The organism is Bacillus sp. MSP13, assembly GCF_000815295.1.
GTDB lineage: Bacteria > Bacillota > Bacilli > Bacillales > Bacillaceae > Bacillus > Bacillus vallismortis.
In genome coordinates this window covers 279,991-304,733 of sequence record NZ_JXAQ01000003.1, presented here as the reverse complement: position 1 = coordinate 304,733, position 24,743 = coordinate 279,991, and the positions used below count along the sequence as shown (strand labels likewise).

30 protein-coding genes are annotated in these 24,743 nt (G+C 42.9%); 6 read left to right on the top strand and 24 right to left on the bottom strand.

All coding sequences use genetic code 11. The features are described from left to right. Positions 1-3: 3 nt before the first annotated feature. From SC79_RS02880 to SC79_RS02850, 7 genes are all read right to left on the bottom strand, one after another. The gene (locus SC79_RS02880; protein ID WP_039073801.1) at positions 4-1,761 is read right to left on the bottom strand and encodes an ABC transporter ATP-binding protein; all 1,758 of its coding nucleotides are present in this window, start codon (positions 1,759-1,761) and stop codon (positions 4-6) included. A gap of 220 nt (positions 1,762-1,981) precedes the next feature. Next, entirely contained in the window at positions 1,982-2,215 is a 234-nt protein-coding gene (gene moaD / locus SC79_RS02875; RefSeq protein WP_039073800.1) for a molybdopterin converting factor subunit 1, read from the bottom strand. Next, positions 2,208-2,681, bottom strand: a complete 474-nt coding sequence (locus SC79_RS02870; RefSeq protein WP_039073799.1) for a molybdenum cofactor biosynthesis protein MoaE — start codon at positions 2,679-2,681, stop codon at positions 2,208-2,210. Before SC79_RS02870 ends, moaD begins: the two co-directional genes overlap by 8 nt. Next, entirely contained in the window at positions 2,681-3,202 is a 522-nt protein-coding gene (gene mobB, locus SC79_RS02865; protein WP_039073798.1) for a molybdopterin-guanine dinucleotide biosynthesis protein B, read from the bottom strand. Before mobB ends, SC79_RS02870 begins: the two co-directional genes overlap by 1 nt. Further along, complete coding sequence (locus SC79_RS02860) at positions 3,163-4,455, bottom strand: molybdopterin molybdotransferase MoeA (protein ID WP_039073797.1); 1,293 nt, start codon at positions 4,453-4,455, stop codon at positions 3,163-3,165. The genes mobB and SC79_RS02860 overlap by 40 nt, the downstream gene beginning before the upstream one ends. Before the next feature lie 17 nt (positions 4,456-4,472). Next, positions 4,473-5,492, bottom strand: coding sequence for a molybdopterin-synthase adenylyltransferase MoeB (locus tag SC79_RS02855; protein WP_039073796.1), 1,020 nt, complete (start codon positions 5,490-5,492; stop codon positions 4,473-4,475). A 50-nt stretch (positions 5,493-5,542) separates the two neighbouring features. Beyond that, on the bottom strand, positions 5,543-6,142 hold the full coding sequence (locus tag SC79_RS02850; protein WP_039073795.1) for a molybdenum cofactor guanylyltransferase: 600 nt from the start codon (positions 6,140-6,142) through the stop codon (positions 5,543-5,545). A gap of 135 nt (positions 6,143-6,277) precedes the next feature. On the opposite strand from SC79_RS02850, the gene SC79_RS02845 reads away from it, so the two are divergent. After that, entirely contained in the window at positions 6,278-7,243 is a 966-nt protein-coding gene (locus SC79_RS02845) for a hypothetical protein (protein ID WP_039073794.1), read from the top strand. A gap of 40 nt (positions 7,244-7,283) precedes the next feature. Here the strand turns inward: SC79_RS02845 and rok are convergent, their stop codons facing one another. From rok to ahpA, 3 genes are all read right to left on the bottom strand, one after another. Next, positions 7,284-7,877: a transcriptional regulator Rok gene (gene rok / locus SC79_RS02840; protein ID WP_039073793.1), complete on the bottom strand. Its 594-nt coding sequence runs from the start codon at positions 7,875-7,877 to the stop codon at positions 7,284-7,286. 449 nt (positions 7,878-8,326) lie between these two features. Continuing rightward, positions 8,327-8,779: a TlpA disulfide reductase family protein gene (locus SC79_RS02835; protein ID WP_010328490.1), complete on the bottom strand. Its 453-nt coding sequence runs from the start codon at positions 8,777-8,779 to the stop codon at positions 8,327-8,329. A gap of 67 nt (positions 8,780-8,846) precedes the next feature. Then, entirely contained in the window at positions 8,847-9,389 is a 543-nt protein-coding gene (gene ahpA / locus SC79_RS02830; protein ID WP_010328491.1) for a biofilm-specific peroxidase AhpA, read from the bottom strand. Positions 9,390-9,630: 241 nt separating this feature from the next. Between ahpA and SC79_RS02825 the strand changes: the two genes are divergently transcribed. Beyond that, positions 9,631-10,434 carry a mechanosensitive ion channel family protein gene (locus SC79_RS02825; protein WP_039073792.1) on the top strand — a complete coding sequence of 268 codons (804 nt, stop codon included), beginning with the start codon at positions 9,631-9,633 and terminating at the stop codon, positions 10,432-10,434. 37 nt (positions 10,435-10,471) lie between these two features. On the opposite strand, the gene SC79_RS02820 is transcribed toward SC79_RS02825, so the two are convergent. The 13 genes from SC79_RS02820 to fadH all read right to left on the bottom strand — a co-directional run bounded on the left by SC79_RS02820 (position 10,472) and on the right by fadH (position 20,210). Next, positions 10,472-10,717 carry a YkuS family protein gene (locus SC79_RS02820; RefSeq protein WP_039073791.1) on the bottom strand — a complete coding sequence of 82 codons (246 nt, stop codon included), beginning with the start codon at positions 10,715-10,717 and terminating at the stop codon, positions 10,472-10,474. Positions 10,718-10,778: 61 nt separating this feature from the next. Continuing rightward, a complete protein-coding gene (locus SC79_RS02815) occupies positions 10,779-11,903 on the bottom strand; it encodes an N-acetyldiaminopimelate deacetylase (protein WP_039073790.1) in 1,125 nt (374 codons plus the stop codon). Positions 11,904-11,973: 70 nt separating this feature from the next. Continuing rightward, positions 11,974-12,684 carry a 2,3,4,5-tetrahydropyridine-2,6-dicarboxylate N-acetyltransferase gene (dapD, locus tag SC79_RS02810; RefSeq protein WP_010328497.1) on the bottom strand — a complete coding sequence of 237 codons (711 nt, stop codon included), beginning with the start codon at positions 12,682-12,684 and terminating at the stop codon, positions 11,974-11,976. Between the two features lie 104 nt (positions 12,685-12,788). Further along, on the bottom strand, positions 12,789-13,244 hold the full coding sequence (locus SC79_RS02805; protein WP_039073789.1) for a flavodoxin: 456 nt from the start codon (positions 13,242-13,244) through the stop codon (positions 12,789-12,791). Between the two features lie 15 nt (positions 13,245-13,259). Then, positions 13,260-14,153 carry a hypothetical protein gene (locus tag SC79_RS02800; protein ID WP_039073788.1) on the bottom strand — a complete coding sequence of 298 codons (894 nt, stop codon included), beginning with the start codon at positions 14,151-14,153 and terminating at the stop codon, positions 13,260-13,262. Beyond that, entirely contained in the window at positions 14,143-14,619 is a 477-nt protein-coding gene (locus SC79_RS02795) for a flavodoxin (RefSeq protein ID WP_039073787.1), read from the bottom strand. The genes SC79_RS02800 and SC79_RS02795 overlap by 11 nt, the downstream gene beginning before the upstream one ends. A 112-nt stretch (positions 14,620-14,731) precedes the next feature. Continuing rightward, positions 14,732-15,613, bottom strand: coding sequence for a transcriptional regulator CcpC (gene ccpC / locus SC79_RS02790; RefSeq protein ID WP_039073890.1), 882 nt, complete (start codon positions 15,611-15,613; stop codon positions 14,732-14,734). Between the two features lie 147 nt (positions 15,614-15,760). Next, a complete protein-coding gene (gene cbpB, locus SC79_RS02785) occupies positions 15,761-16,204 on the bottom strand; it encodes a cyclic-di-AMP-binding protein CbpB (protein WP_039073786.1) in 444 nt (147 codons plus the stop codon). A 137-nt stretch (positions 16,205-16,341) separates the two neighbouring features. Beyond that, positions 16,342-16,539 carry an AbrB antirepressor AbbA gene (gene abbA / locus SC79_RS02780; RefSeq protein ID WP_010886502.1) on the bottom strand — a complete coding sequence of 66 codons (198 nt, stop codon included), beginning with the start codon at positions 16,537-16,539 and terminating at the stop codon, positions 16,342-16,344. Between the two features lie 133 nt (positions 16,540-16,672). Beyond that, the gene (locus SC79_RS02775) at positions 16,673-17,191 is read right to left on the bottom strand and encodes a ribonuclease H-like YkuK family protein (RefSeq protein ID WP_039073785.1); all 519 of its coding nucleotides are present in this window, start codon (positions 17,189-17,191) and stop codon (positions 16,673-16,675) included. A gap of 109 nt (positions 17,192-17,300) precedes the next feature. Continuing rightward, positions 17,301-17,540 (bottom strand): YkuJ family protein, encoded by a 240-nt coding sequence (locus SC79_RS02770; protein WP_003218671.1) that lies wholly within the window; start codon positions 17,538-17,540, stop codon positions 17,301-17,303. 618 nt (positions 17,541-18,158) lie between these two features. Next, complete coding sequence (locus SC79_RS02765) at positions 18,159-19,382, bottom strand: EAL domain-containing protein (RefSeq protein ID WP_039073784.1); 1,224 nt, start codon at positions 19,380-19,382, stop codon at positions 18,159-18,161. A gap of 63 nt (positions 19,383-19,445) precedes the next feature. Then, the gene (fadH, locus tag SC79_RS02760) at positions 19,446-20,210 is read right to left on the bottom strand and encodes a 2,4-dienoyl-CoA reductase (protein WP_039073783.1); all 765 of its coding nucleotides are present in this window, start codon (positions 20,208-20,210) and stop codon (positions 19,446-19,448) included. Between the two features lie 143 nt (positions 20,211-20,353). Here fadH and SC79_RS02755 point away from each other — a divergent pair, with 143 nt between their 5' ends. From SC79_RS02755 to SC79_RS02740, 4 genes are all read left to right on the top strand, one after another. Then, the gene (locus SC79_RS02755; protein ID WP_039073782.1) at positions 20,354-21,214 is read left to right on the top strand and encodes a metallophosphoesterase; all 861 of its coding nucleotides are present in this window, start codon (positions 20,354-20,356) and stop codon (positions 21,212-21,214) included. Between the two features lie 57 nt (positions 21,215-21,271). Continuing rightward, a complete protein-coding gene (locus SC79_RS02750; RefSeq protein ID WP_082022529.1) occupies positions 21,272-21,766 on the top strand; it encodes a L,D-transpeptidase family protein in 495 nt (164 codons plus the stop codon). Between the two features lie 75 nt (positions 21,767-21,841). Next, on the top strand, positions 21,842-23,134 hold the full coding sequence (locus SC79_RS02745) for an MFS transporter (protein ID WP_039073780.1): 1,293 nt from the start codon (positions 21,842-21,844) through the stop codon (positions 23,132-23,134). 125 nt (positions 23,135-23,259) lie between these two features. Then, on the top strand, positions 23,260-23,724 hold the full coding sequence (locus SC79_RS02740; protein WP_039073779.1) for a YkyB family protein: 465 nt from the start codon (positions 23,260-23,262) through the stop codon (positions 23,722-23,724). A 42-nt stretch (positions 23,725-23,766) separates the two neighbouring features. Here SC79_RS02740 and cheV read toward each other — a convergent pair whose 3' ends face one another. Beyond that, complete coding sequence (gene cheV, locus SC79_RS02735) at positions 23,767-24,678, bottom strand: chemotaxis protein CheV (protein WP_039073778.1); 912 nt, start codon at positions 24,676-24,678, stop codon at positions 23,767-23,769. Positions 24,679-24,743: the final 65 nt, after the last annotated feature.

Here is a 24,743-nt window from a genome sequence, read left to right as displayed (position 1 = left end):
TCCCTATCCGACCTGATGCGGCTCATTGATCATTTTGACATCACGGTATTGTAAATCGTAAATCTTTTGATAGTAGCCGCCTTTTTCGAGAAGCTCTTGATGTGTTCCCCTTTCACAAATCCGCCCTTTATCAAAAACGAGAATTTCATCGGCGTGTTTCAGAGAAGAAATCCGGTGAGCGATGATAAAGGTTGTGCGGTTTTTCATGACTTCTTTTAAAGCCAGCTGTATGCTGTGCTCTGTTTGCATATCTACTGCGCTCGTGGCATCATCCAATATTAAAATGCTCGGGTTCAAACAAATGGCTCTCGCAATGGCGATACGCTGTTTTTGTCCGCCGGAAAGCCCCATTCCCCTCTCTCCAAGCATGGTGTCATATCCATCAGGAAGCTCCGTGATAAAGGCATGAGCCTGCGCCCTTTTTGCCGCTTCGATGATGTCTTCCATTGAGGCATCCGGCCTCCCGTACGAAATGTTTGATCGAATCGTAGATGAAAACAGAAAAGATTCTTGCAGAACGACCCCGATATTGGAGCGAAGGGTTTTTAACGAATAATCGGTGATAGGCTTATGGTCAATGGTAATCATTCCGCCAACAGGACTGTAAAATCTGGTGAGGAGCTGTGTAACTGAGCTCTTGCCTGAACCTGTCGGGCCCAATAGTCCGATTACCTTCCCGCTGTTTGCCTCAAAGCTGACATTGCTTAGCGCGTTTGTTTGTTCTTTACCGTATGCAAGAGAAACGTTCTTGAACATGACATCTCCTGTTAATCTTTGTTTTTGCATATCATGAGCATGATCTGTGATCTCTTCTTCTTTTTCAAGAATCTCAAGCAGGCGTTCACCTGACGCTTTTGCTTGAGAGAACATATTGATGACAAAGCCTAAGTTCATAATCGGCCACATCATATAATTGACGAGGCTGAAAAAAGCGACAAGCTCGCCGGGGTTGAGCTCGTTGTGCATCACCAGGTAGCCGCCGTATGAAAGGAGAGCCACAATACAAATATTGCCGATGAACTCCATTAAAGGGAAATACGCAGACCAAATGGATGATGTTTGTAAATACTGTGTCCTGTACTCCGCATTGGCCTTATTGAAATGGCTGATCTGAAAATCTTCTCTGGATAGAGATTTAACCGTATTGATGCCGCTGATATTTTCCTGGACTTTTGTGTTGAGTTTCGCAAACGATTTGCGAATCCCTCTGAAAGCGGGATGGACTCTTTTGTCAAACTGATATACCGCAACAGCGAGAAATGGCAAAACAGCGATTGTCACAAGCGTAAGAGGAACAGAATAATAAAACATGACAGATAGGCTGATGGCGACCAGCAGACCGAATCGAATGAGCTCAGCGAGACCGTAAGATAAGAAAAAACGAAGCCCTTCAACGTCAGCTGTCAGTCTGGACATCAAATCCCCTGTTTTCGCGTTATCATAATAAGAAAAAGAAAGCCGCTGCAGTTTTTCATACAGGCCATTTCTCAGCCGATAAACGGATTTGATGCCGAACATATCACCTAAGTATTGATGAAAAAAAGTGGCCGTTCCTTTCAAGGCCATTACCGCAACAAATCCTAAGCTGACCCATGCCGCAAGCCGATACTGCTTTCCCAGGACGATTTCATCAATCGTGATTTGCAAGATAATCGGGTAAACGACAGTAATCGCAGTCATCAAAAGCATGGCCAGAAGCGACCACATAAACACCCTTCTGTACGGCCAATAAAACATTTTTAACCTTTTAAATGTCTCCATATCCAGCACCTTTCCAATTTTTATCACCTTTACTATATCGATACCCGAAATAAATTTCTATTGTTTTTTCGAAAATTCAGTCTAATGATGGAGTGAGTCTCTTACTTTATAGGGAGTCTCTTATGTAAAATAATGCTTACAGAAAATCATTGTATGCTGGGGATGCTTGGGGATATGCAAATGAAATACAGAAAAACCGGGCGGCTGCATGCCGTCCGGTTCATCCTCCACTGACAGGCGGAATGATCGCTACCGTGTCGCCTGAAGATACGCTAGTATTTTCTTTCACATAGCTTTCGTTCACAGCAATCATAGCTGTATCAATGGATTCGAGTCCGTATTGTTCTTTTAAACTTGCTTTTATTTCGTCTGTCGTTGCTTGTTCCATATCCATTTCCAATGCTTGTGTTCCGGCCTGTTCTGCAAGCCCTGCAAATAAAAGGATTTTAATCATGCTGCTCTCCCTCGCTTACATCTGGTTTTCCGTTCGGATAAGCTGTTGTTTCAAGCTGGTCGCCGATCCATTGCTCACCGTCCTCCCAAATTTCTTTTTTCCAAATCGGGACAATCTGTTTAATCCGTTCGATCGCATACTCATTGGCTTCATAAGCAGCTTTTCGATGGGGAGAGGATACAGCGATTACAACCGCTGCTTCACCGATATCCAGCACACCTATACGATGGGTGATTGCGGCTGAAGCACCCTTCCATTTTTCTTCAATCTCAGTCCCGATTTGAGCCAGCATTTGCACGGCCATCGGTTCATATGCCTCATATTCAAGCCGAACCGTTCTTTTTCCGTTTGTCCATTCCCGAACCGTGCCAATAAATGTGGTAATTGCCCCGGCTTCCCGTTTCTCCACTTTTTTGATGATGTCTTCGGTAATAATGGGTGTTTTCGTGATCTCAAACCGTTCCATTATGCAGATTCCCCCTTCAGCTGTGAAAGCACAAAATCCACGGCAGCCGGATCATCCGCATGAAAAACGGACAATCCCTGATGCTCTGTTATATGCTCTTTTTTCCTATAGATGATGGCGATTGTATTGTCTGCCCGCAATGCTTCAAGATCTTCCTTTTCGCTTAGTATAACCACTTTGGGATAAGGAGCTTTTTTAAAGCCTTCTATCAGAAGACAGTCTGTTTCGAGAAACTGATATAACCCAATCAGCCGCGGCAAATCCCAATGGCGGCGGGCTGTCAGCTGTAACACACCCGCACCTTCTACCGCTGTCACATCAGCACCTGCCGCTTGATAACGGTCAGTGTCTTTCCCTTTAGTGAACGATTGCGGTTCACCACCGTGACCGTGATGCTTTAAGCAACCTAAATTGAGCCCCTGTTCAGAGGATTTTTCAAGAATACGTTCGATAAACGTTGTTTTCCCGCTGTTTTGAAATCCTACAACTTGGACGATTGGGAAAGGACGGACCAAGGCCATTCACTTCCATTCTCTTCTCTGATAAGCAGCACTTGAACCGTTCTGCCTGATTCGTACCCTCTCGTGCCGCCCGGCAGGATCATAAACGCATTTGCTTCTGCAAGTGACGTAACAGAGCTCGACTTGTCCAATCCGACGGGTTCCGCCAGCAACTGCCCTTCCTGGTGGTATACGAACGCACGTACAAAACGGGTAAATGGGTTCGGTTTCGGAAAATCCTTCGTCAAAGCAGCTTCCGCACAAATCGAATGCGGTTTTTCATTGAGCAGCCATATCTGGATCATTGGTTTGACAAACAATTCAAAACCGACATAGCATGCTGATGGATTACCTGACAGACCAAACAGGAGCGTATCATTTGCATGCGCCACCGTTGTTACGCTTCCCGGGCGCATGGCAACCTTATTAAAGAGCACGTCCGCTCCGAGTTTTTCATAGATCGCAGGCAAAAAGTCAAAGTCACCCACTGATACACCGCCAGTTGTGATCAGAAAATCAACCTTTTTCATCGCTTCTTTGACCGCGGCAAAGCTTTGATCCAGGTCATCAGAGATTTTCCCTAAATAAAGCGGAGATGCGCCTGCTTCAACCACTTGCGCATACACCATGCTGGCATTGCTGTTGCGGATTTTCCCCGGTTCCAGCGGATCACTGACATTCAGCAATTCAGTACCGGTTGCAATAATTCCGACAACCGGCTTTCTTACGACAGGCACAGATGCGTATCCGAAGGTTGCCAAAAGAGCGGTCACTCCTGGTGTGACTCGGGTGCCCTTTTTCAATAAAACACTCCCTTTTTGAGCGTCTTCACCTGTTTTTGAAATATTATCCCCCGGCTGAAAGCGGCGTTTTAAAGACATAAATGCCTTCTTATTCTCTTCAAAGGTTTGAGTCAGCTCAATCATGACGACAGCATCTGCTCCTTCAGGGATTTGCGCGCCTGTCATAATCCGCACGGCCTGAAACGGGCCAAGTTCTTTTTCAGATACAGCCCCCGCTCCAATATGGTCAATGACCTCAAATCGAACCGGGTTTTCACGTGAAGCTTCAGCCGTATCGCACGCTCGGACAGCAAAACCATCGTATGGCGAACGGTCAAAGGCAGGTACGTGGTGATCCGCTGTTACATCTTCGGATAAAAAGCGATGCAGGCTGTCTTCAAGCGCCACCCATTCTGTTTCCCCTTGTTTTTGAAAATGGCTGACACGCCGAATTGCCTCGTCTACCGGTATCGGTGTTCTTTTCTCCAGCATTCTGACCCCTCCTGTTGTTACAATCCAATTACTCTTGCCAGCACGGAATTGGCTTCTTTCACATCATTTGTTCCATGCACCAGTGCCCGTCCATCATTGAAAATGACGATTCTGAATTCCTCGTAAAAAATATGCAGCAAAAACGCATTGGCCTCGACCTTGCCGATTGTTTTAAGCCGATTGATAAGCTCTTGTTTCGGAATTCTTTTTAACGACTCCGACCTTACCTGTACTGTATCACGGCCGCATAGTACAGCGGCTTTTGGTGTGTTCCAGTCTTGGAGATAAGGATAAACCGCGTATGCTCCGCAAGATGGGCAATTCTCACGGCGTACATGATTAACGTTAATCTTCATATGCGAGTTATTCCAAACATCGAATGTCACAAACCCTCGCTGTATCGCTTCTTTTTTTCCGGTTAACAGCTTTAATGCCTCTGCCTGCTGATAGGCCGAAACAATATGCACAGCTGGCGGAATAATGCCGGCAGTATCACACGTCGCCCCGCCGACAGGAATTTGCTCAAACAAACAAGACAGACAAGGCGTTTCTTCTGGAATGATCGTCATGAACATCCCTTGGCTGCTGACACAAGCGCCATAGACCCACGGTGTCTTTGTTTTCTGGGCAAGATCGTTTATCAGCATGCGGGTTTCAAAGTTATCTGTCGCGTCGATGACGACATCCGCTTTTTCAATCAGCGGCTCAAGCGTTTCGGCTGTTCCTTCGGTAACGTACGCCTCAATATGTATTTCGCTGTTAATCGCTGATAGGTGCTCTTTGGCAGCCATGGCTTTCGGCATGTGGAGCTTGGCGTCGCTTTCTGTATAAAGCTGCTGCCTTTGCAGGTTGCTCCACTCCACATAATCACGGTCAATAATGGTAATGGTACCGACCCCCGCTCTCGAAAGCCCTTCAGCTCCTGCCGTCCCGAGCGCTCCTGCACCGACAACCAGCACATGGCTTTCTGCCAGTCTTTTCTGGCCCTCTTCCCCTATTTGCTTAAATCTGATTTGCCGTGAATAACGCTCCTCCATCAAACCTGTTCTCCTTATCTTTTATGTCATTTTAACATGTTTTTGCCCCATCAGTCCCGCCTGAAGGAATTCGTTTTTTCTTCCAAACAGCTAAAATCATCACGTGTGTTCACGTTAATAAACTCAGCCGGATTTGCCCCAATTTCTTCATCTTGTACGTAACAAACCGATATACGGCTTAACAAATCTGATATTCTTAAACTCTTCTCACAAAGCTGATCATATAAAATGGGCATGATTCGTTTATGGTACATTGCAATCAATGGCTGCTCCCGTCCCCTTGAAATCGGGACGACCGCATCTCTACCGGGAGCCATCAGACGCTTGAGCTCCAGCATCGTCCTTCTTTGGATCAGCGGCGTGTCACAGGACAACACAGTATAAAGCTCGCCGTCTGTCTTTTTAAAAGCGGTATATATACCCGCCAATGGCCCCATTCCTCGAAACGGCTCAGTATCTTGATATACTTCATTTTCACCGTTTTCTCGGAATCTACCAATCAGCTCAGGACGGGTGATGATAACCGCATGTTCTCCAAGCGCCGCTTTGGTCCATTCGTAAAACATCCTGTCCTTCCATTTCACAAACGCCTTCGGTTCCCCAAAGCGCCGTGAGGCTCCTCCTGCCAGCAGTACGTTTATATGCTTCATATCCTCTCACCTCTAGTTCGTTAAAATCATAGCAAAAGCAAGGCCCTAACGCCACTGCTTGTCTGTTTATTAAAGAGGAATAGCTGTTCAGTATTTGCATATTGTAGTGTTAACATCATGAGGGAGATGGTTCGAATGAAAAGATCAGGTCCTTTTTTCCACGATGTGTCTCAGGAGAACCTTTATTTAAAATCAGAGCTTTCAAGGTGCCATAAGCTGATTTCCGAACTTGAAGCAACCTACTTCCATCAGAAAAATAACAAACTGCTCAAAGAAAATAACGATATGAAAGAAAAACTTCAGCAGTTGTCCGCCGAATTAACGCAAATGTCAACGAAAGAAAAACACGCCTCCCACACCAGCAAAACCCTGCATCAAATAAGAGCTGAGCTCCTAGATAAAATCGTTGCGCTGCAGGAGCTCCTATCTGCTGAAACCTTCAAACGCAAAGCCGAAATCGAAGAAAAACATAAACTTCATATTGCTAAAATTAAAATGGAAGAAGAAAATAAAAATCTGCATAAACGAGTCAGCCTTCTTCAATCCTCTATCCGGCAGGAACAGAACGCATTGCTTCAGGCAAAACACCAAACCGACATGGTGAAAGCTGAAAACAGCCGTCTAAAAGAGCAAATGGTAGAAAAAGAATATCAGCTAAAACATATTAAAATAGAAGTTGATCATATGAAAGATCGAATCATAGAAACGAAAGAAAGGCTGCTCGAAATAGAAAAAACGAAAGAAAAACTATTTCACGAAACTATTGTATCGTATAAACGGCAGCTTGATGAAAGTGATGCCTGGATTGCTTCTCATTTTGCCGATATTGATGGCGGCACGAAACAAAAAGAAAAAACAGAAGAAAAAGCCCCAGCGGCCTATGCACAGCCACATCAGGTAGAAACCATACTTGAAGATGTCACCAAACAGGTACACGCGCTTCAAAAACAGCTCACCCGCGCCCAATCATCAGACCAGGCCATGAGCCATACAATTGAAGAACTGAAAGGCAGAGCCGCTGAAGAAAAACCTTATCAAAAATGGGTCTATAAGCTTAATCTTGAAAGGGAAAACAAACCTTCACAGAAAAAAAACCAATAAAAAACTGCTTGCGCACTACGCAAGCAGTTTTTCTGTCTATTTATTCATTCGTTGATTCCGCAGGTTCAGCTGATTCTGCAGATTCGATTTCGCCTTCTAAAATATACTGGCCGCGATACGGCTTTTTCACTTCCGGATACATTTTAATTAGGCTTTGCATGAATGTTGTCATATTAGGGATTTCAAGACCGCTTTCTTTTTCAATCTCTTTTTGAAGCTCGGAGCTCTTAATCGCCGCGTTGTGGCGTTTCAAAGTTTTAATGGCAGCTTCTCGCAGCTTAGCTGCTTTTGATCCCGGTCTTGCCGTACCTCTTCTTCTTCGTGTTGTTCCGTCTGGTATACCGGCAGGAAGAGAGGAAATAGATTGAAGCTGAGGCTGAACAGACTGTTGCTGTGACGGTGGCTGATAGCTTCTGATCTCCTGAGCCGCAAGCTCAGCGAGAACCGGCAGAGAGTCCGGTTTTTTTTCAGACCGAAAATCCTTTTTGATTTCGGAAGGGCTTCCATTTCTGTCCAACTCTCTTAATTTTGCGTATATTTTATCACGTTCGATTTGATATTCACGAATGACTTTCACTTCAGCTTCATTTAATTGTTCTAACCGCAAGCGCAAAGCTTCTCTTTCATTAAACATTCCTCAATGTACCCCCTATCGAAATTAACATCTTTAAATAAGATATTAGATTACAAAAGTAATTTTATCAACTATTATTTTAGCATTTTACTATTATATTTACTCTATGAAAAACTCCTTATTTTCTAAAAAATATTTATTTTCCAGAAGAGTTCTTTATTCTCAAGGGTTCAAGGGACTTTCGAGTTCATTTGGTATTATGTTGAAAATATATATTTTACTTACTTCTTTAAAGAAATGTAGTGTACTATCTACAATTTTCGAGTTATGGGCGATGAAATTCATCTAAAATTGAGGAAAAACAAAAAAATTTGCTGCTTTTTCATCGTATCAATCCATATATCAACTTTCAACTTGCCCAGATTTGGAAAAATAATCTTCTTACTCATTTTCGATTCCTTTCTTGTACAAATAAAAAAACCTGATAGATCAGGTTTTTATGAGAATCTTCAAGCCTGTTCTGTTTCAGACAGAACACGGTTCACACGTTTTTCAAGCATTTTCATCCCGCTACCGCCGGCTTGAAAGTGACGAAGCTGGCCTGTTTTATCAAACACATAGTATGCAGGCACATAATCATTTTCAAATGCATCGGTTAAAGCATGATCACTATCAACAAAAATTGGCTGAGTGATATCATGTTCATCAGCTACTTCTTTTATTTTGCCGAGGTCCAGATCATCCTCGGATCGAGGCATATGCACAGCTATAACGTTCAGTTTATCTTGATATTGATCACGAAATTGATTCACTTGCGGCATCGCTTCTTTGCACAGATGGCAGCTGATGGACCAGAAATGAATAAGTGTCGGCTTTTCTCCGATCAATTGCTCTCTCGTTACTTCTCCATTGAACCAGGCTTTTTCCCCAGTCAATTCAGGCATTGGCTGACGTAATTTCATTGCTTTCCCTCCTATTACACAAAAGGCCTAACAAATATGTCAGACCCTTTTTCGTTCTTAGAAAGAATTAAAGTGTTTTTTGGCCTGGTTTCCAGTTGGCCGGGCAGAGTCCGCCGGTTTGCAGCGCTTGAAGAACACGAAGCGTTTCATCAACGTCTCGGCCAATATTGTTATGGAAAACAGTTTGATATTGGAGCTCGCCTTCTGGATTGATAATATATAATCCGCGCAGGGCCACACCTTCTTCTTCGATTAAAACGCCATATTCACGGGATACCTCGTGGTTTGTATCAGCTGCAAGCGGATATTTCAGCTGACCAAGACCGTTTTCTTTACGATCAGTATTTATCCACGCCAAATGCGTATGGATTGTGTCAGTTGACACTCCTATGACTTCTGCATCAAGATCTTCAAATTCGTCATATCGGTCAGACATTGCTGTAATTTCTGTCGGGCAAACAAAAGTGAAGTCCATTGGATAGAAGAACAGCACTGTCCATTTGTCGTTTTTCATGTTTTCCTCAAGACTTACTTTGCCAAATTCTTTACTTGCAAGGACTGCTTCCATTTCAAAACGAGGAGCCTGTTTACCTACCATACGTTCTGCCATATGTATCCCTCCAATTATCGTTTGGCTTAAAAGCCGGATTCCCATGAAAATAAAGGATCATCATCTATATTTCGTTAATAACATCACAATGCCCATTATATATGAGCTCATTTTTAGAGTCAATTTTTAACAATTCATGTTTGACTTCGGCTGGAACATTTTTGAAGAAAAAGTTTAACATGCTCAAGTAAAGGGTAACAAACCTCAATATGCTGCAATCACTTCAGAAAAGGAGCCCAATATGGATTTTATTAAACAATATGATTGGCCGGGGCTTATTACACATGCCAGTGTCCTGCTCGTTAAACTCGTCATTATGATTTTTCTCTACTTTATCGTCCGATCATTAGGCATGAAAATCATTAAGCATCTGTTTGCAAAATTCGAGGAGCAGAACAGTTTGTCCAAAGGACGCGCATATACGCTCCAAAGCCTGACTCTCAACATATGTTCTTACATATTGATTTTTATATTCTTCGTCATGGTTCTGGATTTGTTTCATTACAATCCTAGCGCTCTTTTAGCGGGAGCAGGAATTGTCGGGCTTGCTGTCGGATTTGGCGCCCAAGGGCTTGTCAGCGACATCGTGACAGGTTTTTTTATTCTGCTTGAAAAACAATTGGATGTTGGAGATTATATTACGGTTTCCACCTTTGACGGGATTGTCGAACAGGTTGGCTTAAGAACAACTCAAATCCGCAGTTTTGATGGGACACTGCATTATATCCCTAACAGAAACATTACAAACGTGAGCAATCATTCCCGGGGAACAATGCAGGCTCTGGTTGACATAAAAGTGCCGGCTGAAAGAAACATTGATGAAACGATTCACATTTTACAGCAAGTATGCAATGAAACGGCAGCCGCTCTTCCGCAAATAATAGAGGGCCCAAATGTCATTGGGATTCAAGAACTTGGCACTTCCGAAATCGTGATCAGAGTCATTGCCAAAACAGAAAATATGGAACAGTGGCGCGTCGAGCGAGTGCTTCGAAAGGAAATAAAAACCGCCCTTGACCGCGCTTTTCCTAGAGAAACTGAGTAAATAAAAGAACCGAAGCTTTTTTGCTTCGGTTTTTCATTTACTGAATTCTGCTTTCCACTTCGCTGCAAATTTCTTCAGCAGTCATCCCGGAAGCTGTAATAACGGGTGCTTGTGTTGCCGTGTCAGCTATTCCTTGCACATTATTGTCAAGGCCTGTTACGACACAGCAGTCACAGCCTTTTGCATCGGAAGGGCTTTTCATCATGACAACGTCATATCCTTTTTCTTTTAATGCGGATTCAACATCTGATAACGATTGTTCAATTCCAATTTTTTTTGCCATTATTGAACACCTCCGTTTACTAGAGTGCTCATTTCTTGGAATTTTATTCTTTCATTTGTACTTAATTGGCATAAACAGAAAAATAACCTGTCATGACGTTAACCGCTGTTTCTATCGCATTTTCATCAGGATTCAGCTTTGCGTGATGAAGCCCATGTTCAGAATCAGCACCGAGCCAGAACATGAAGCCTGGATATTTCTTCAGCATGTAGCCGAAATCCTCTCCAGTCATTGCTTCTTTTGCTTCGATTACTGTTGCTAGTTCATGTTCAGCAACAAAAGACATAAATTCTTCTGTCAGTCCGCTCGTATTGTAAACTTGGTGATACACAGACGGATACGTTACTTTTCCTGTGCAACGGAATCCGATTTCTATTCCTTTCACTACATCTTCAATCCGTTCCTTTACCCGTTTCATCGATTCTTCAGAAAGGGTGCGAATGGTGCCTTCCAAGCGGGCTGTTTCCGCAATGATATTTTGTGCTGAGCCTCCTGTAATGGTACCGACCGTAATAACCGCGCTGTCCAGCGGATCTGTGTTTCTAGATATGATCGTTTGCAGCTGGGTGACAAGTGTGCTTGCCGCTACAACCATATCTTCGGCAAGGTGCGGATAGGCCGCATGTCCCCCTTTTCCTTCCAAATCAATGACAAGCTCTGATGTATTCGCAAAAAGGAGGCCGCTTTTTGTCGCGATCGTGCCTACGGGCAGCTCTGGAGCAATATGCAATGCGGTGATGACATCAGGCTGCCACTTTTTTAATACATCACTCTCAAGCATTGGTTCCGCACCGCCAGGCCCTTCCTCTGCCGGCTGAAACAGGAAGAGCAAATCATGTTTGACCGGGTGGTAAATAAAATGGTCAATAATGCCGAGTGCAATCGTCATATGCAAATCGTGTCCGCAGGCGTGCATGTTGCCGTGATGCTCTGATGCGAATGGAAGACCGGTCTGCTCTTCAATGGAAAGCGCATCGATATCCGCTCTGTACGCCAGCATTTTTTCCGGCTCCGTCCCGTTGATCTTAACAAAAAGCCCTGTTCGCCATTTCTCAATTTCAATTCTGTCTTGCGGATATTGTTCCAAAACATTTAATAAATATTGCTGGGTTTTGTACTCCTGAAATCCAAGCTCCGGTATACGGTGCAGATCTCTGCGGATTGCGATGAGCTCCTCTTTCTTCATTCCTTATTCCTCCTGCCTATACGAATAAGGCGTGGATATAATATCCACGCCTTTTTTATCAAACCATTCCTTACAGCTGGCGTAATTCCTGCTTGATTTCAGTTTTGCCTTTTGTTTTCTCATCAATGTCTTTGATTTTTTTAGCAGGTGTTCCTGCAACGACAGTGTATGGCTCTACATCGTTTACCACGATTGCGCCTGCAGCCACAACCGCTCCTTTGCCTACTGTTACGCCTTCAAGCACAACAGCATTTGCCCCGATCACAACATCGTCCTCAATTACAACCGGTTGAGCGGATGGCGGCTCAATAACGCCCGCAAGCACAGAACCCGCTCCGATATGGCAGTTTTTGCCAACAGTAGCTCGTCCGCCCAAGACAACGTTCATATCGATCATTGTGCCTTCGCCGATAACTGAACCGATATTGATAGAAGCCCCCATCATGATGACTGCATTATCACCGATTTCAACTTGGTCGCGGATGATCGCGCCAGGCTCGATACGCGCTTTGATATTTTTAAGGTCAAGCATTGGAATCGCAGAATTGCGGCGGTCATTTTCAACCACATAGTCTTCGATTTTGCTTTGATTTTCTTCAATGGCTGTTTGGATTTCGCTCCATTCACCGAAAATGACACCTGTGTTTCCGTTGATAAAAGCTTTCGCAGATTCGCCAAAATTGATTCCTTCCAGCTCACCTTTTACGTAAACCTTTACCGGTGTAGATTTCGTGCTATTTTGAATAAATGAAATAATTTCATTTGCGTCCATCATTTTCATATGTATAGTCCTCCTCCTGATTTTCTACCTCATTACTGTATCAAACGAAAGATACAAAGACAAGAAAAAAAGGAACAGCCGCTTGAGCAGTTCCCAGTGGTAAGTCAGACAGCGATTCCGCTTTTCTTTGCGAATTGTCTTCCGAACTCCATCAATTCTTGCTCTTCTTCACCTTCTGGATTATTTTCGATTTTTACTGAAGGCAGTACAATTTCACCTCCGCGTTCTTTTATTTTTGCTTCAAGCGTATCAACTGCTCCACAGAAAAATTCATATGCTGTATCACCGGAACCGAATACAGCGCAAGTTTTGCCGGAAAAATCAATCTCATCCATATCTTCAGCAAGGTCTAAAAATTCATCAGGCAAATCGCCGTCACCCCACGTGTAGGTTCCCATCATAATATGGTCATAATCGTTAAACAGCTGTGCATCATCTATATCCATCACTTCGTAACGGTCTGCCTCCGCTTCCGTGTCTTGAAGCCCCTTTTCAATCAAATCTGCCATTGCTTCAGTGTTGCCAGACATTGTTGCATAAACGAGTAAAATCTTCCCCAATTCTTTTTTCCTCCTCTAATGAATCATTGCTGACACATCGTACGGCTGAACAAATTTACATTCATACAAACCTGCACAAAAGAAATTCTCTTTCTGATTGGCCACTCTCCATCCATGCCCTTTAATGGTATCGAACCATTTTAACGACCTGGCTTCGAGGTCGGCCTGGTAAATTCTCGAATAACCATTTTCGTCTTGCATTGTTGTGACATATATAATTCCATCATCCTCTGAAATATCAAGAAATGATTCTTCATTTTTCATCATGCTGGATTGTATAGTGAACTCTTCATCAGTCAAAATATTCCGTACAGTGACAGCACCGCACTTACCTTTCACAGAACCCATCGCAGCCACTAGCCAATTTTCATTGAACACGAGCATGGATGCTGTCATGCGTGTTTCTTCTTTTTTAACGATTTGGACTGTGTCATGGTTAAAGTCATAAGCCCAAATGCCTCCAAAATATTCGTGTATTTGCGTGCCGATGAAAAGGCTGCTGCCCTGCAGGCACAATGAACGGATTACAGGGGGGTTATCAAATCCCGCAAAAGGTTTGGCTACGCGCCAAGAAACACCAAAATCATCCGATACATAAATGCAATGCTTGCCATGGGCGCAGGCAAACCCGTCGTTTCGGCCAGTAATCGCCCATACTGTTGCGTTTGTCGGAAAGCTCGACATCGTCCAGGTTTTCCCTTCGTCAGACGAACGAATGACCGTTCCCTTTTCACCGACGCCAAACAAGTAAGGCCCTATGTAACTGATGCCATGAATTTTGCTTTTCAAACGGAAAAGCTTTCTCCAGCCCTGCTCCAAAGAATAATGAAAAATGCCTTCTCTTTGTACCGCCACAAAATAACCTGAAGATGCCGATGCCGTGACAGCAGTCGCCCCTTTATGAAACATGGGTCTTTTCCTTGCTGATATAATCCGCCCATGCAAGAAAATCTCTCGCAAACGCTCGGCAGCTTTCCACATCTTCATCTGTTTCAGGCGCCAGTTCGATTTTCAATGTTTCCTGGTAAACAGCAGCTCCCGCCTCTTGCAGCATGACACTGAACAAATTGACCGCTTCACAAAACTTCGGATAAGAATAGTCGCCAGATCCAAAGCAGGCTGTTATCAAACCATTAAGCTGGAGCTGTTTGACCTCTTCAAAAAAATCTTCCGCTTCGTAAGGCAAATCGCCGTCGCCCCATGTATACGTGCCAATCAGCACATAATCATAGGATGTCAAGGCAGAAACATCCGCATCATCTATCTCCATGCAGTCGATATCCAACTCATAATCCTGAAACGTTTCTTTTATAATGACGGCAATGTCTTCCGTATTTCCTGACATGCTGGCATATGTAATCAGGGCTTTAGCCATGTTATCACCTCATTAATTGATAATGATTTTCAATATCATATGTAACACTTTAAATGATAATGATTTTCATTGTCAATAAGTAAATAAAAAAAGACAGCACATCGCTGTCTTTTTAAAATGGATTTTCCTGATCCAGCATATCCTTTATGACTTGAACAAAAGCTTGAACTTGCTTCAGCTCAAAGGCAGGTTCATAGCCTAATAGCCATGTGTCCCGTCCAATTGGATGCTCTTTTGTGTCTAACAGTGGCATTTTATTGACTTTATCTTCATTTTGAAGAGTAACTGACGGCAATATGGCATAACCGATTCCGTGCAACGCCATCTGTTTACACGTTTCAATCTGATCAACCAATATCGTCTGTTTTGGCGACGTTTTAAATTTTTGATGCCACCAATGCTGAATTTCCTGAAAATAGGTGCTGTCGCTTTTAAACTGGATAAACGGCCGTTCAGTATGGGCAATATCTTCGATGCAGGAAATGTCAGTGTCGACTAAATACAGGTGATCTGTCATCAAGTAATCTTTACGGCCCTTCCACTCAGGATTCCCTCTTATAATACCGATATGAACCTGATCCTCATATAAGCTTTTCAGCATTTCGCTGCTCCAGCCGGTAATGAGCGAAACCTTTGCATTCGGGTACTTTTCCACATACGTCTTCAGGACTTTAGGGAGCCAATGCTGGCCGATTATTGAGGCGACAGCAAGCTTCAATGTGCCGTGAATTTCACCTTCAAGCTCATCAATATTTTCTCTAATCCTTTCCTGCTCTAACGTTGCATCATTTGCAAACTGAATGATTTTCTCACCGGCGGGGGTTACCGTTAACCCTTTTTGAGATCGCAAAAAGATTTTAGTGCCCCACGCCTTTTCAATCGTTTGTAAGCGCTGAGATAAAGCCGGCTGAGATACAAAAAGCCGCTCCGCCGCCTTTCTCATATTTAACTCCTCAGCTAAAACTACGAGCATATGAAGCTCTTGAAGCTGCATGTCGTCCTCCTTTTTTATAATCAATAAGTTTTTCTTATCTCCCATTCTAATAAACTCTTCGTTTCTGATTCAAGTCCTTTTCTCGTTTAAATTATGTATACGCTTTCTTTGTTGACCTTCCAATATATTGAAAATAGGCCGTGAAGCCTACTTATTCAATGAGCGTATGTGCTTATTTAACTCCTTTAATACCACTCTTCTCGTAAAAATCCCTTCAAACACCTGTTCGTCGTTTTCCACACAGACAAATCCGTTATTAATGACCATGCTAAATCCCTTCATAATCGGATCATTTGTATGGAGACGCGGAATATCTGTCAGCATCACTTCCTCAACTGTAATTTGGTCAAGCTTTTCAAACTCAATTCGCTCAAGCCCAAAAATGCTGTTCATAATCATATTTGTGCCGATTAAACCATGTAAACGATAGGACGCATCAAGAACCGGAATAGCTGTGTATCCGGTTTTTGTCAGCACTAATAATGCGTGCTCAAGGTTATTGCCGACTTGAACGTGCGCTACTTTGTCCGCCTCAATCATGAATTGTCCGACTGTTGCCTCAAGAAGCTGGTCTGATTGTAAGCTTATCATGTTTTCGACCCCTTTTCATTTTCATCAACCATACATTCCCTATATTACAATAATATAAACTTTATCAGTATTTGTCGAAAAGTTTCCTCCAATAAAAAAGATACTCTTTTTACGAGTATCAATTATAGGGCATTACATTAATTTTCAAATCGAAATCGGTCGTATAGTGTTACAAGTTTTTTGTAGGTGGTTCCATCAACGTTTTTGGTTCCTGTCTCTATATCGTTGATTTCACTGCTCAAAAGCTCGATAGCATACTCATGGTTGATCAGGATATTCAGCAGAAGTTTTTGTTCTTCTTCTGTAAATCGTTCACCGATAAGACTCATTCGCAATCAGGCCCCCTGTTTTATACTGAATACCTCTGAAAGTAAGTCAACTTACTTTCAGCTCTACCGCTAGAATAAGTAATCAGAAAACAAACGTCAACCGCATAATTCGACATTTCCCTTTGCTTTTCACACGGAATTATTTTGTAAAACGATTTGCATAGCTGAAGGCAGTGTATGAATCCGGTTTTATTTTCGCCTCTATCCCCATGGAAGTAATACGTCCTGTCATTTCTTGAATCAGTTCTTTTGTAAGCCCTTTTTTTCCAATATCCAAGTGAACCTCAAAGGTCAGATCCGCTCCCTCACCGGTAAAGGGCAGGAGCAGATCTGTGATATCCATTAAGTGTCCGTCCAGAATATAAGCGGCTGTTTCCTGGCTGTACGCCGTTTCTAACGAAATCTTCTCCCGAAGGCTATGTATGGGTCTGTCGACTGTATGATTTTTCAAACAGCCCCAAGCTCCCTTGCCTGTACGATGCAAATGCAATGCGGTAATAAACTTGGTGTAATCTCGGTGGACCTGTGAATCGGTTCCGATAGATAACACATAGGAGGAACGGGGGTCCTTTCGAACAAAGGCTTTAAGCCGTTCCATCACATCTTGAAAGGTCATCTGTGCTTCTGAGAGATTATAAAACAGAAAAGAATCAGCCATGCCGACACTCCTTTTCAAGGATTTACAACCATGAAACAAGTATGTTCCTTATCGTTTATTACGATTACTTTTTACAGAAGCGGAAGCTTGTTCCCCTTATTTCAGGAACCTACTGAAGAAGTTCAAAGATTTCGATGGAAACCATGTCGATATTATCAAACGGATATGTGTTAGGTTTTTCACCTTTTTGGAAAACTGTCAGCTCAAACGTTTGATTTTTTTCGAAATATTTTACACTGCATATTTTCTCACCATTTACTTCGAAATAACGCTGCATTGGCTCGTTAGCCGCTTCCGCTGTTTCTTGCAGACTTTGCAGCCGTGTGATGATACCCATTAATTGTGACATTCTAAAAAAGGACTCCTTTCAAAAAGCAACTTCAAATCAACAAGTATTTATTATAATACAAGTTCTATTGAGCATCATACCATAAAGTCGGACAGGATGGCATTTTCCCTGCTGAATTTAAGAAAAGAAAAAAATGAAAAAATGATTTTTTATTAGTTTGAGGCTTTTTTTTGAATGTCATGCACACATTAATGATTTTTTTAATATACCCGCAGCGTCAAGAAGGCTTTTTTACTAATTCATCAAAATCTTCTTTTGAAATTTTGCAATATGTAATGATTCAGGGGTGAACATCTCGCCGCATTTGCCGACTAATATCTCTTACACCGCCATGCAGCATTGGTACGGGGGGCAGGCGCTGAATGACTATTTTTGTTCCTTCCAGTGTTCCATGTTTTCCCCTAGTTAGGTTTATTGTTTTATGGATTGTCTTATGCTTTGGCAAAATAAAAAACTTGGCGGGGGTAGCGCCAAGTTTTTTCGGATCTTGATCTGATAGAGGGGTTGGGGAACAGAGAGTAGGTATCTCTCTATAATTAAATGATAATGATTATCAGTATCAATGTCAATCGTTTTTTAACATTTTTTCAATTATAAAAAAAACGGCCTTTCAGCCGCTTAAATCAATCCATCCTGCTCATATAAATAAGAGTAAGGCAAGTCTATAAATAAATACATCTGATCATCCATTGGATATGAAAACGTTCTGATCATTTCACCAGTTTCCAAATCGCTGTACAAATCACTGAAAAACCCTTTTCTGAGGTTTCTCATTCTCATGATATTCTCCAAAAAATAAGGACGCCAGCTCCAATTCTTTTCCGCGTATTCCGGCTGGTAAATCCACTCTCCATCCTGTTTAAACACATTTCCCGTCAGCTGATCGCCTTCTTCATCACACATGTAAATTCTAAAGCTGCAATCTGTCAGCTCTTTTGCGAGTTTTTTTATAAAGTCATCATCAGAAGACAAGTTGTTTTTTCTTAAAGATGTCACAGCTTGATGGACTCGTTTGTAAAACTGTTCGGAGTGCTCATAGACGGTTTCAAGCTTCTTTTTCTCATGTGTGATAAATTGGTGAAATTCAGCTTTAAGTCTTTGCTTCAATACATCTCTCTGTGGAAACGTTTCAGAAGGAGACAACAAGTAATACCCCTGAAAATAGCGGCCGCCGTTTCTCCAAGCGTATTGAAGCTGGAAGTTCGCCTCAATATCTTCATACAGCAGCGCCGCACCGATTTTTCTCGCTAATAAAGATATGCTGAACAGCACATGCTCATATGATGGTGACGGCTGTGATATTTTCAGCGCCTGCAAATCGATTTTTAACAGATCTGGTGAAAGCAGTGCGATTCTGTCCAGGTTGCTGCTTTCTTTCCCGATGTTATCAACTGCGATTTTAATTCCGTATGTACGATAGTAGGCAAGCATATGGTAGAGCTGCTCAATATCCCCTTCAAAATTGTGCTCCGTAATTTCAAGCACAAAACGATGAAGTTCGATTCCCTTTGCTTCATACTCTTTCAGAAGCTCCAGAAAGCTTTCACCATGATCAAGCATCAGCAGATTGGCGTCCTGATTCATAAAAATCAGCAGATCAGAATCAGCCTCTAAAAAGCGGTCAAGAGCTTGGCGGATAATTCTGTTATCCACCTCTAATTTATATTCTTCGGGTATCCCCGCGTCTAAAAAAAAGGGCCCGAGACTTTGGATTTCTGAATCTGCCATTATACGCCCAAGCACCTCATACCCGACGATTTTCTGCTCCTCAGCACTGAAAATCGCTTGGTAATATGGAAGGACATCATCAATGTTCGTTAAAATATCAAGTGGATCCAACATGTTATCACCTGCTTCTCTATCTTTGTCTGATTATACCACATTGAATCCAAAGTTTAATATGCTTTAAAATGGATAAGGATTGAGCCATTGCCCCCCATCTAGAGTGACACATTCCCCATTCATATAGGAAGCTTCATCAGAAAGCATAAACGCGGCTAAAGATGCGATTTCCTCCGGCGTGCCGAGCCGGCCGAGCGGCACACTGTTCAGCGTTCGGGCTCTCGCTTTTTCTGATTCAAATAGTTTCTCCGCACCGCCTGTTCGTTCAATTGGACCTGGTGCAATCGCGTTTGTGCGAATGCCGTATTGGCTCCCCCACTCCACGGCCAGAGTTCTTGTCAATGACAATACCCCTGCTTTGGCTGCAGCGGAATGGACGACCCCCGCTCCCGCTCCCCAAGCGTATGTGGCGGCCATATTTAAAATGACGCCCTGCTTCTGCTTCTCGATCCAATGTCTGGCTGCAGCTTGGCTGCAAAAAAATGTGCCGTTTAAGACAATCTCAATTACGGCTTTCCATCCATTGGGCGTCAGCTTTTCTGCCGGGCAAATAAAGTTTCCGGCCGCATTGTTGATCAGCGCATCAATCCGCCCAAATGCTTTTATCGCTTCTGTCATCATGTCAGAAGCGGCGGAATCAGAACGGACATCCATTTGAAAACAGGCGACCTGTCCCTCAAAGGTTTCAATGTCTCGTTTCGTTTCTGCGAGTGCTTCCTCGTTCCTCCCTGTCACCATAACGTACCAGCCTAATTCAGCCTGTCTTTTTGCCATTGCTTTTCCCATGCCGCTTGACCCGCCGGTAATAACAACCGCCTTTTTTTCCATGATTTCTCCCCCTTGTTATGAATGAGTATTCATTCAATTTTATTCTATCATGGTATGCCTGCTTCTGTCAGTACACGCTGATATGAGATTTTTTCAAGATACAGATGATATAATAGAAAAACTCTATTAAAGGTTGGTTTGAAATGAAAAAGATGTCCAGAAGGCAATTTCTAAAAGGAACGTTCGGGACTCTTGTTGCCGGGGCTTTAGCGGCCGGCGGCGGATACGGCTATGCCAGATATTTGGAGCCGCATATGATCGAGACAACCGAACACACAATCAAAAGCTCTCTCATCCCGCACGGATTTGACGGTTTCAAAATCGTGCAGTTTAGTGATACACACTTAAGTGATTCTTTTACTCTTGAAGATTTAAAGACTGTTATCCAGTCAATTCATGAATCTAAACCTGATCTCATTGTGTTTACAGGTGATATCATCGATAATCCTGATACGTATCAGCAACATCAGGAAGTCATTCCATTATTGAGAAAACTATACGCGCCCTTTGGCAAGTTTTGTGTTTACGGCAATCATGATCACGGAGGCTATGGAACTGCCGTTTACAAAAGCCTGATGACGGCCGGCGGTTTTACGGTAAACCGCAATGGCTATCAAACATTGTCGCTTGCAGATGGCAGCAAGATCGAGATTGCATCACTTGATGACTTAATGCTAGGAAGCCCGGACTATGAAGGCATCCTTTCAAGGCTAAGTGACAGACTTTTTTCTATTCTGCTCGTTCATGAGCCTGATGCAGCATTAAAAACAACAGGCTATCCGGTGAACCTTCAGCTTTCCGGCCATACACACGGCGGCCAGATTCAGCTTCCTTTTTACGGGCCGATTATTACACCTCCTTATGGAAAGGTCTACACAGAGGGAATGTATCAGACAGGCAGCACCCATATTTACGTGAACCGCGGCCTCGGGATGACCAGATTGCCTTTGCGGTTTCTGGCCAAGCCTGAAATCTCTGTCTTCACCTTAAAAAACGCAAATTAATGTAGCAGGATGGGCTCCTCATCAATACTTATAAGTAAAAAAGAGAGGATGAGGAAACTGCTTACGTACCGGGTAAAGCAAGGTGAAACACTAAGCAGCATCGCGGCTGATTTCAGAATCAGCACCGCTTCATTACTCAAAGCTAATCCGTCACTGCAGGCAGGGCTCACTGCGGGACAGTCCATTGTCATCCCCGGCCTGCCGGACCCTAATACGATTCCGTATCATATCTCAGTCTCAATCGGCGCGAAGACCCTTACGCTGTTCCAGAATAATCGAATGATGAAGACCTATCCGATTGCGGTCGGCAAAATACTGACCCAAACGCCGACTGGCGAATTTTATATTATTAACCGCCAGCGCAATCCCGGCGGCCCATTCGGCGCCTATTGGCTAAGCCTTTCTAAGCAACACTACGGAATACACGGGACGAATAATCCTTCTTCGATTGGCAAGGCTGTCTCTAAAGGCTGCATTCGCATGCATAACAAAGATGTGATCGAACTCGCTTCAATTGTGCCAAACGGAACAAGAGTCATGATGAACCGGTAATGTTTTCTTATTTGTTTCAAAAACAGGCGGTTTATAATATGATAAAGTGGGACCTTTAGGGTAAGGAGCGTTTTTATGGATATATTTAAAAATCGTAATTTTGTTCGTCTATTTTTCGCAGCACTCGCTTCTCAAATGGGGACGACAGTAGGCAACATGGCATTTGCTTTTTTCTTGCTGGACCGCTTCAGCAGCCAGCCTTCATATACGACCTTGGCGGAGCTGATGTATTCTCTTCCGACCGTATTTGTATTTCTGATCGTGGGAGTCGTCGCGGACCGGTTTGACAGAAAAAAGGTGGCGGAAAACTGCGATTGGATTAGAGCAGGTCTGACTGTCGTCCTTTTTTTCACTTTATTTACCGGCAATATTCCTCTTGTTTTCTGTATTTTATTTGTCAGAAGCGCTGTCACGAAGTTTTTCTTTCCGGCAGAAAACAGTTTGGTACAAGCCATCCTGCCAAAGGAGCACTATGCCAAAGCAGCTGGGCTTAATCAGATGCTCTTTAGTATTTTTATGGTGTTCGGAGTCGGAATAGGTGCTTTTATGTACAACACAATCGGAATTGAAGGCGCCATTATTCTCGATTTTGTCAGCTTTATCATTTCCGGGCTGCTGATCCGCAGCTGCCGAATTCCAAAGGAAGCCCGACAGCCAAATGGCGCATTCAGCTGGAGAAAAGCCTCTGTTAAAGATTCAATAAATGATTTTAAAGAAGGCATTCTCTATATATCAAAAAACAAACTGCTGGCATCCCTGATTTTCGGCTTCTTCATTTTTGGATTTGTCAACGGGGGATTCGCTGTATTGCCGATGTTTACAATGAAATATGGATTGGCGCCCGACCGTTATGAATGGCATACGTCTGTATTTACGATCGCACTCGGTTTTGGGCTGCTGGCGGGAAGTGTTCTCGGCACGATCATCTCAAAAAAAGTGAAACCTCACTTTTTAATGTCGATACCGATTTTTATCGCAGGTTTGCTGATTTTTGTCCTCGGCTACACAAATGTGTTATGGGTGTATTACGCGGCAGCATTTGTCCTCGGAATGTGCATCGGACCGGTCAACATTGCGATCGGAGGCTGGATGCCAAAGATTGTTCACCCTAAGCTGATGGGACGTGTAAGCGGCTTGCAGGACCCGTTTATGATGTTTGCACAGTCACTGACACTCGGCTTAGTTGCGCTGTTATTCCCTAAGTTCGTTTCAAACATTGATTATCTTTATTACGGCATGGGCGTTATCACCCTGCTTGTTTTTATTTTTTATTTTGTTGCACTGCCAAAATACAGTGCACAGGCTGTGGAAGTGAATGTTCAGGAAGCCTTTCAAGAGCAGCCCAAAAAGAAAGTAAAATCTGTATAATTTAAGTTGTAAATGCGCTTTTTTTCTCAGAAAAAAGCGCATTTTCATATTCAATATTTGCATTTCAACTTTAAAAAAGTATAATCTAATCATATAGAATTTGATAAGAGCAAAGGAGAGAAATAATGGACGACCATGCACATACGAAAGATCTGCAGCCAACCGTAGAAAATCTTTCAAAAGCAGTTTACACTGTGAATCGCCATGCAAAAACCGCCCCTAACCCTAAATACCTATATCTACTGAAAAAACGGGCTTTGCAAAAGCTTGTCAAAGAAGGTAAAGGAAAGAAAATAGGGCTTCATTTTTCAAAAAATCCAAGGTTCAGCCAACAGCAATCGGACGTGCTTATCTCAATCGGAGACTACTATTTTCACATGCCTCCAACGAAAGAAGACTTCGAACATCTTCCGCATTTAGGTACACTTAATCAATCGTACCGAAATCCTAAAGCTCAAATGTCTTTAACAAAGGCGAAACACCTATTGCAAGAATATGTCGGCATGAAAGAAAAGCCGCTTGTGACAAATCGCCAGCAGCCAACTTATCATAAACCCGTCTTTAAAAAACTCGGCGAGAGTTACTTTTAACATAAAAACAGCCGTGCCCCCTCGGGCATCGGCTGTTTTTATTTATTCGATAACATACGTATCCACTTTTTTAATCAAATCACTGATCTCAGGCTTGCTGATCTGTTCATCTGCGCCAACGACTTCCCCGCGGTGACGCAAATCATCGGTAATTAGCGATGAGAAAATCATAACCGGCACGTCTGAGCTTTTCGGATTTTCCTTCAGCAGCTTTGTGAGCCTGTGTCCATCCATTTTTGGCATTTCAATATCAGTGATGATCATATCGATCTGTTCTGATAAATCTGTTTCGTTTTCAGCAAGGTCCATGATATACTCATAGGCCTCTTTTCCGTTTTCAAACGAAGAAATATTATTGTACCCAGCCTCTTTTAATTCATCCTGCAAGAGGCGCATTAAAAGCGGTGAATCCTCTACAATAATAAGCTTTTTATCAGCTCTTCTTTGATCGAAGCCCTCGGTATGCATATTGTACGTATCCACACCTGAGTCAGATTCAATATCATAAATAATTTTTTCATAATCAGGCAAAAAGATCATCAGGTTTTCGAGCTTAATAATCCCGGTAAGGTGCCGCTCCATTCCTTGGTTTAACGATGTCGGCTTTTCAATTGCTTCCCAGGATACTCTGTGAATTTGAGACACAGAGCCGACATGGAAAACAATTTTCCGTTTATTAAATTCAGTTACGATATATTTCTCATCTTTTGATCCGTCAGGCTCCACACCAAAAAATGAGAAGAGGCTGATCACAGGGAGAATTTCTCCTCTGAGCTTGATCATTCCTTCTACATGCTGATGAGAGTGAGGCACAGATGTTACCTCAAGCGGCTGAATAATTTCCCTTACTTTCATGACGTTAATTCCAAAAGCATTATCGCCCACGCCAAACTTCACAATTTCCAATTCATTTGTTCCAGAATCCAATAAAATTTCGTATTGTTGTAACGACACTTCAATCCCTCGCTATTCGCATTCAGTATTGTACTGTATATATCGGCGTAAATTGTAAAAAGTGA

What these genes read in the sequence shown, in the direction of transcription:
- SC79_RS02795 (WP_039073787.1), bottom strand. Translation starts at nt 14,619, where the DNA reads ATGGCTAAAGCCCTGATTACATATGCCAGCATGTCAGGAAATACGGAA.
- SC79_RS02755 (WP_039073782.1), top strand. Translation starts at nt 20,354, where the DNA reads ATGAAAAAGATGTCCAGAAGGCAATTTCTAAAAGGAACGTTCGGGACT.
- moaD (WP_039073800.1), bottom strand. Translation starts at nt 2,215, where the DNA reads ATGATTAAAATCCTTTTATTTGCAGGGCTTGCAGAACAGGCCGGAACA.
- SC79_RS02740 (WP_039073779.1), top strand. Translation starts at nt 23,260, where the DNA reads ATGGACGACCATGCACATACGAAAGATCTGCAGCCAACCGTAGAAAAT.
- cbpB (WP_039073786.1), bottom strand. Translation starts at nt 16,204, where the DNA reads ATGATAAGCTTACAATCAGACCAGCTTCTTGAGGCAACAGTCGGACAA.
- mobB (WP_039073798.1), bottom strand. Translation starts at nt 3,202, where the DNA reads ATGGCCTTGGTCCGTCCTTTCCCAATCGTCCAAGTTGTAGGATTTCAA.
- ccpC (WP_039073890.1), bottom strand. Translation starts at nt 15,613, where the DNA reads ATGCAGCTTCAAGAGCTTCATATGCTCGTAGTTTTAGCTGAGGAGTTA.
- SC79_RS02845 (WP_039073794.1), top strand. Translation starts at nt 6,278, where the DNA reads ATGAAAAGATCAGGTCCTTTTTTCCACGATGTGTCTCAGGAGAACCTT.
- SC79_RS02815 (WP_039073790.1), bottom strand. Translation starts at nt 11,903, where the DNA reads ATGAAGAAAGAGGAGCTCATCGCAATCCGCAGAGATCTGCACCGTATA.
- SC79_RS02825 (WP_039073792.1), top strand. Translation starts at nt 9,631, where the DNA reads ATGGATTTTATTAAACAATATGATTGGCCGGGGCTTATTACACATGCC.
- SC79_RS02820 (WP_039073791.1), bottom strand. Translation starts at nt 10,717, where the DNA reads ATGGCAAAAAAAATTGGAATTGAACAATCGTTATCAGATGTTGAATCC.
- rok (WP_039073793.1), bottom strand. Translation starts at nt 7,877, where the DNA reads ATGTTTAATGAAAGAGAAGCTTTGCGCTTGCGGTTAGAACAATTAAAT.
- SC79_RS02855 (WP_039073796.1), bottom strand. Translation starts at nt 5,492, where the DNA reads ATGGAGGAGCGTTATTCACGGCAAATCAGATTTAAGCAAATAGGGGAA.
- SC79_RS02765 (WP_039073784.1), bottom strand. Translation starts at nt 19,382, where the DNA reads ATGTTGGATCCACTTGATATTTTAACGAACATTGATGATGTCCTTCCA.
- SC79_RS02745 (WP_039073780.1), top strand. Translation starts at nt 21,842, where the DNA reads ATGGATATATTTAAAAATCGTAATTTTGTTCGTCTATTTTTCGCAGCA.
- SC79_RS02770 (WP_003218671.1), bottom strand. Translation starts at nt 17,540, where the DNA reads ATGTCACAATTAATGGGTATCATCACACGGCTGCAAAGTCTGCAAGAA.
- SC79_RS02860 (WP_039073797.1), bottom strand. Translation starts at nt 4,455, where the DNA reads ATGCTGGAGAAAAGAACACCGATACCGGTAGACGAGGCAATTCGGCGT.
- SC79_RS02835 (WP_010328490.1), bottom strand. Translation starts at nt 8,779, where the DNA reads ATGAAATTACGTCAGCCAATGCCTGAATTGACTGGGGAAAAAGCCTGG.
- SC79_RS02775 (WP_039073785.1), bottom strand. Translation starts at nt 17,191, where the DNA reads ATGGCTGATTCTTTTCTGTTTTATAATCTCTCAGAAGCACAGATGACC.
- ahpA (WP_010328491.1), bottom strand. Translation starts at nt 9,389, where the DNA reads ATGGCAGAACGTATGGTAGGTAAACAGGCTCCTCGTTTTGAAATGGAA.
- fadH (WP_039073783.1), bottom strand. Translation starts at nt 20,210, where the DNA reads ATGGAAAAAAAGGCGGTTGTTATTACCGGCGGGTCAAGCGGCATGGGA.
- SC79_RS02870 (WP_039073799.1), bottom strand. Translation starts at nt 2,681, where the DNA reads ATGGAACGGTTTGAGATCACGAAAACACCCATTATTACCGAAGACATC.
- dapD (WP_010328497.1), bottom strand. Translation starts at nt 12,684, where the DNA reads ATGAAAATGATGGACGCAAATGAAATTATTTCATTTATTCAAAATAGC.
- SC79_RS02800 (WP_039073788.1), bottom strand. Translation starts at nt 14,153, where the DNA reads ATGTTTCATAAAGGGGCGACTGCTGTCACGGCATCGGCATCTTCAGGT.
- SC79_RS02850 (WP_039073795.1), bottom strand. Translation starts at nt 6,142, where the DNA reads ATGAAGCATATAAACGTACTGCTGGCAGGAGGAGCCTCACGGCGCTTT.
- SC79_RS02880 (WP_039073801.1), bottom strand. Translation starts at nt 1,761, where the DNA reads ATGGAGACATTTAAAAGGTTAAAAATGTTTTATTGGCCGTACAGAAGG.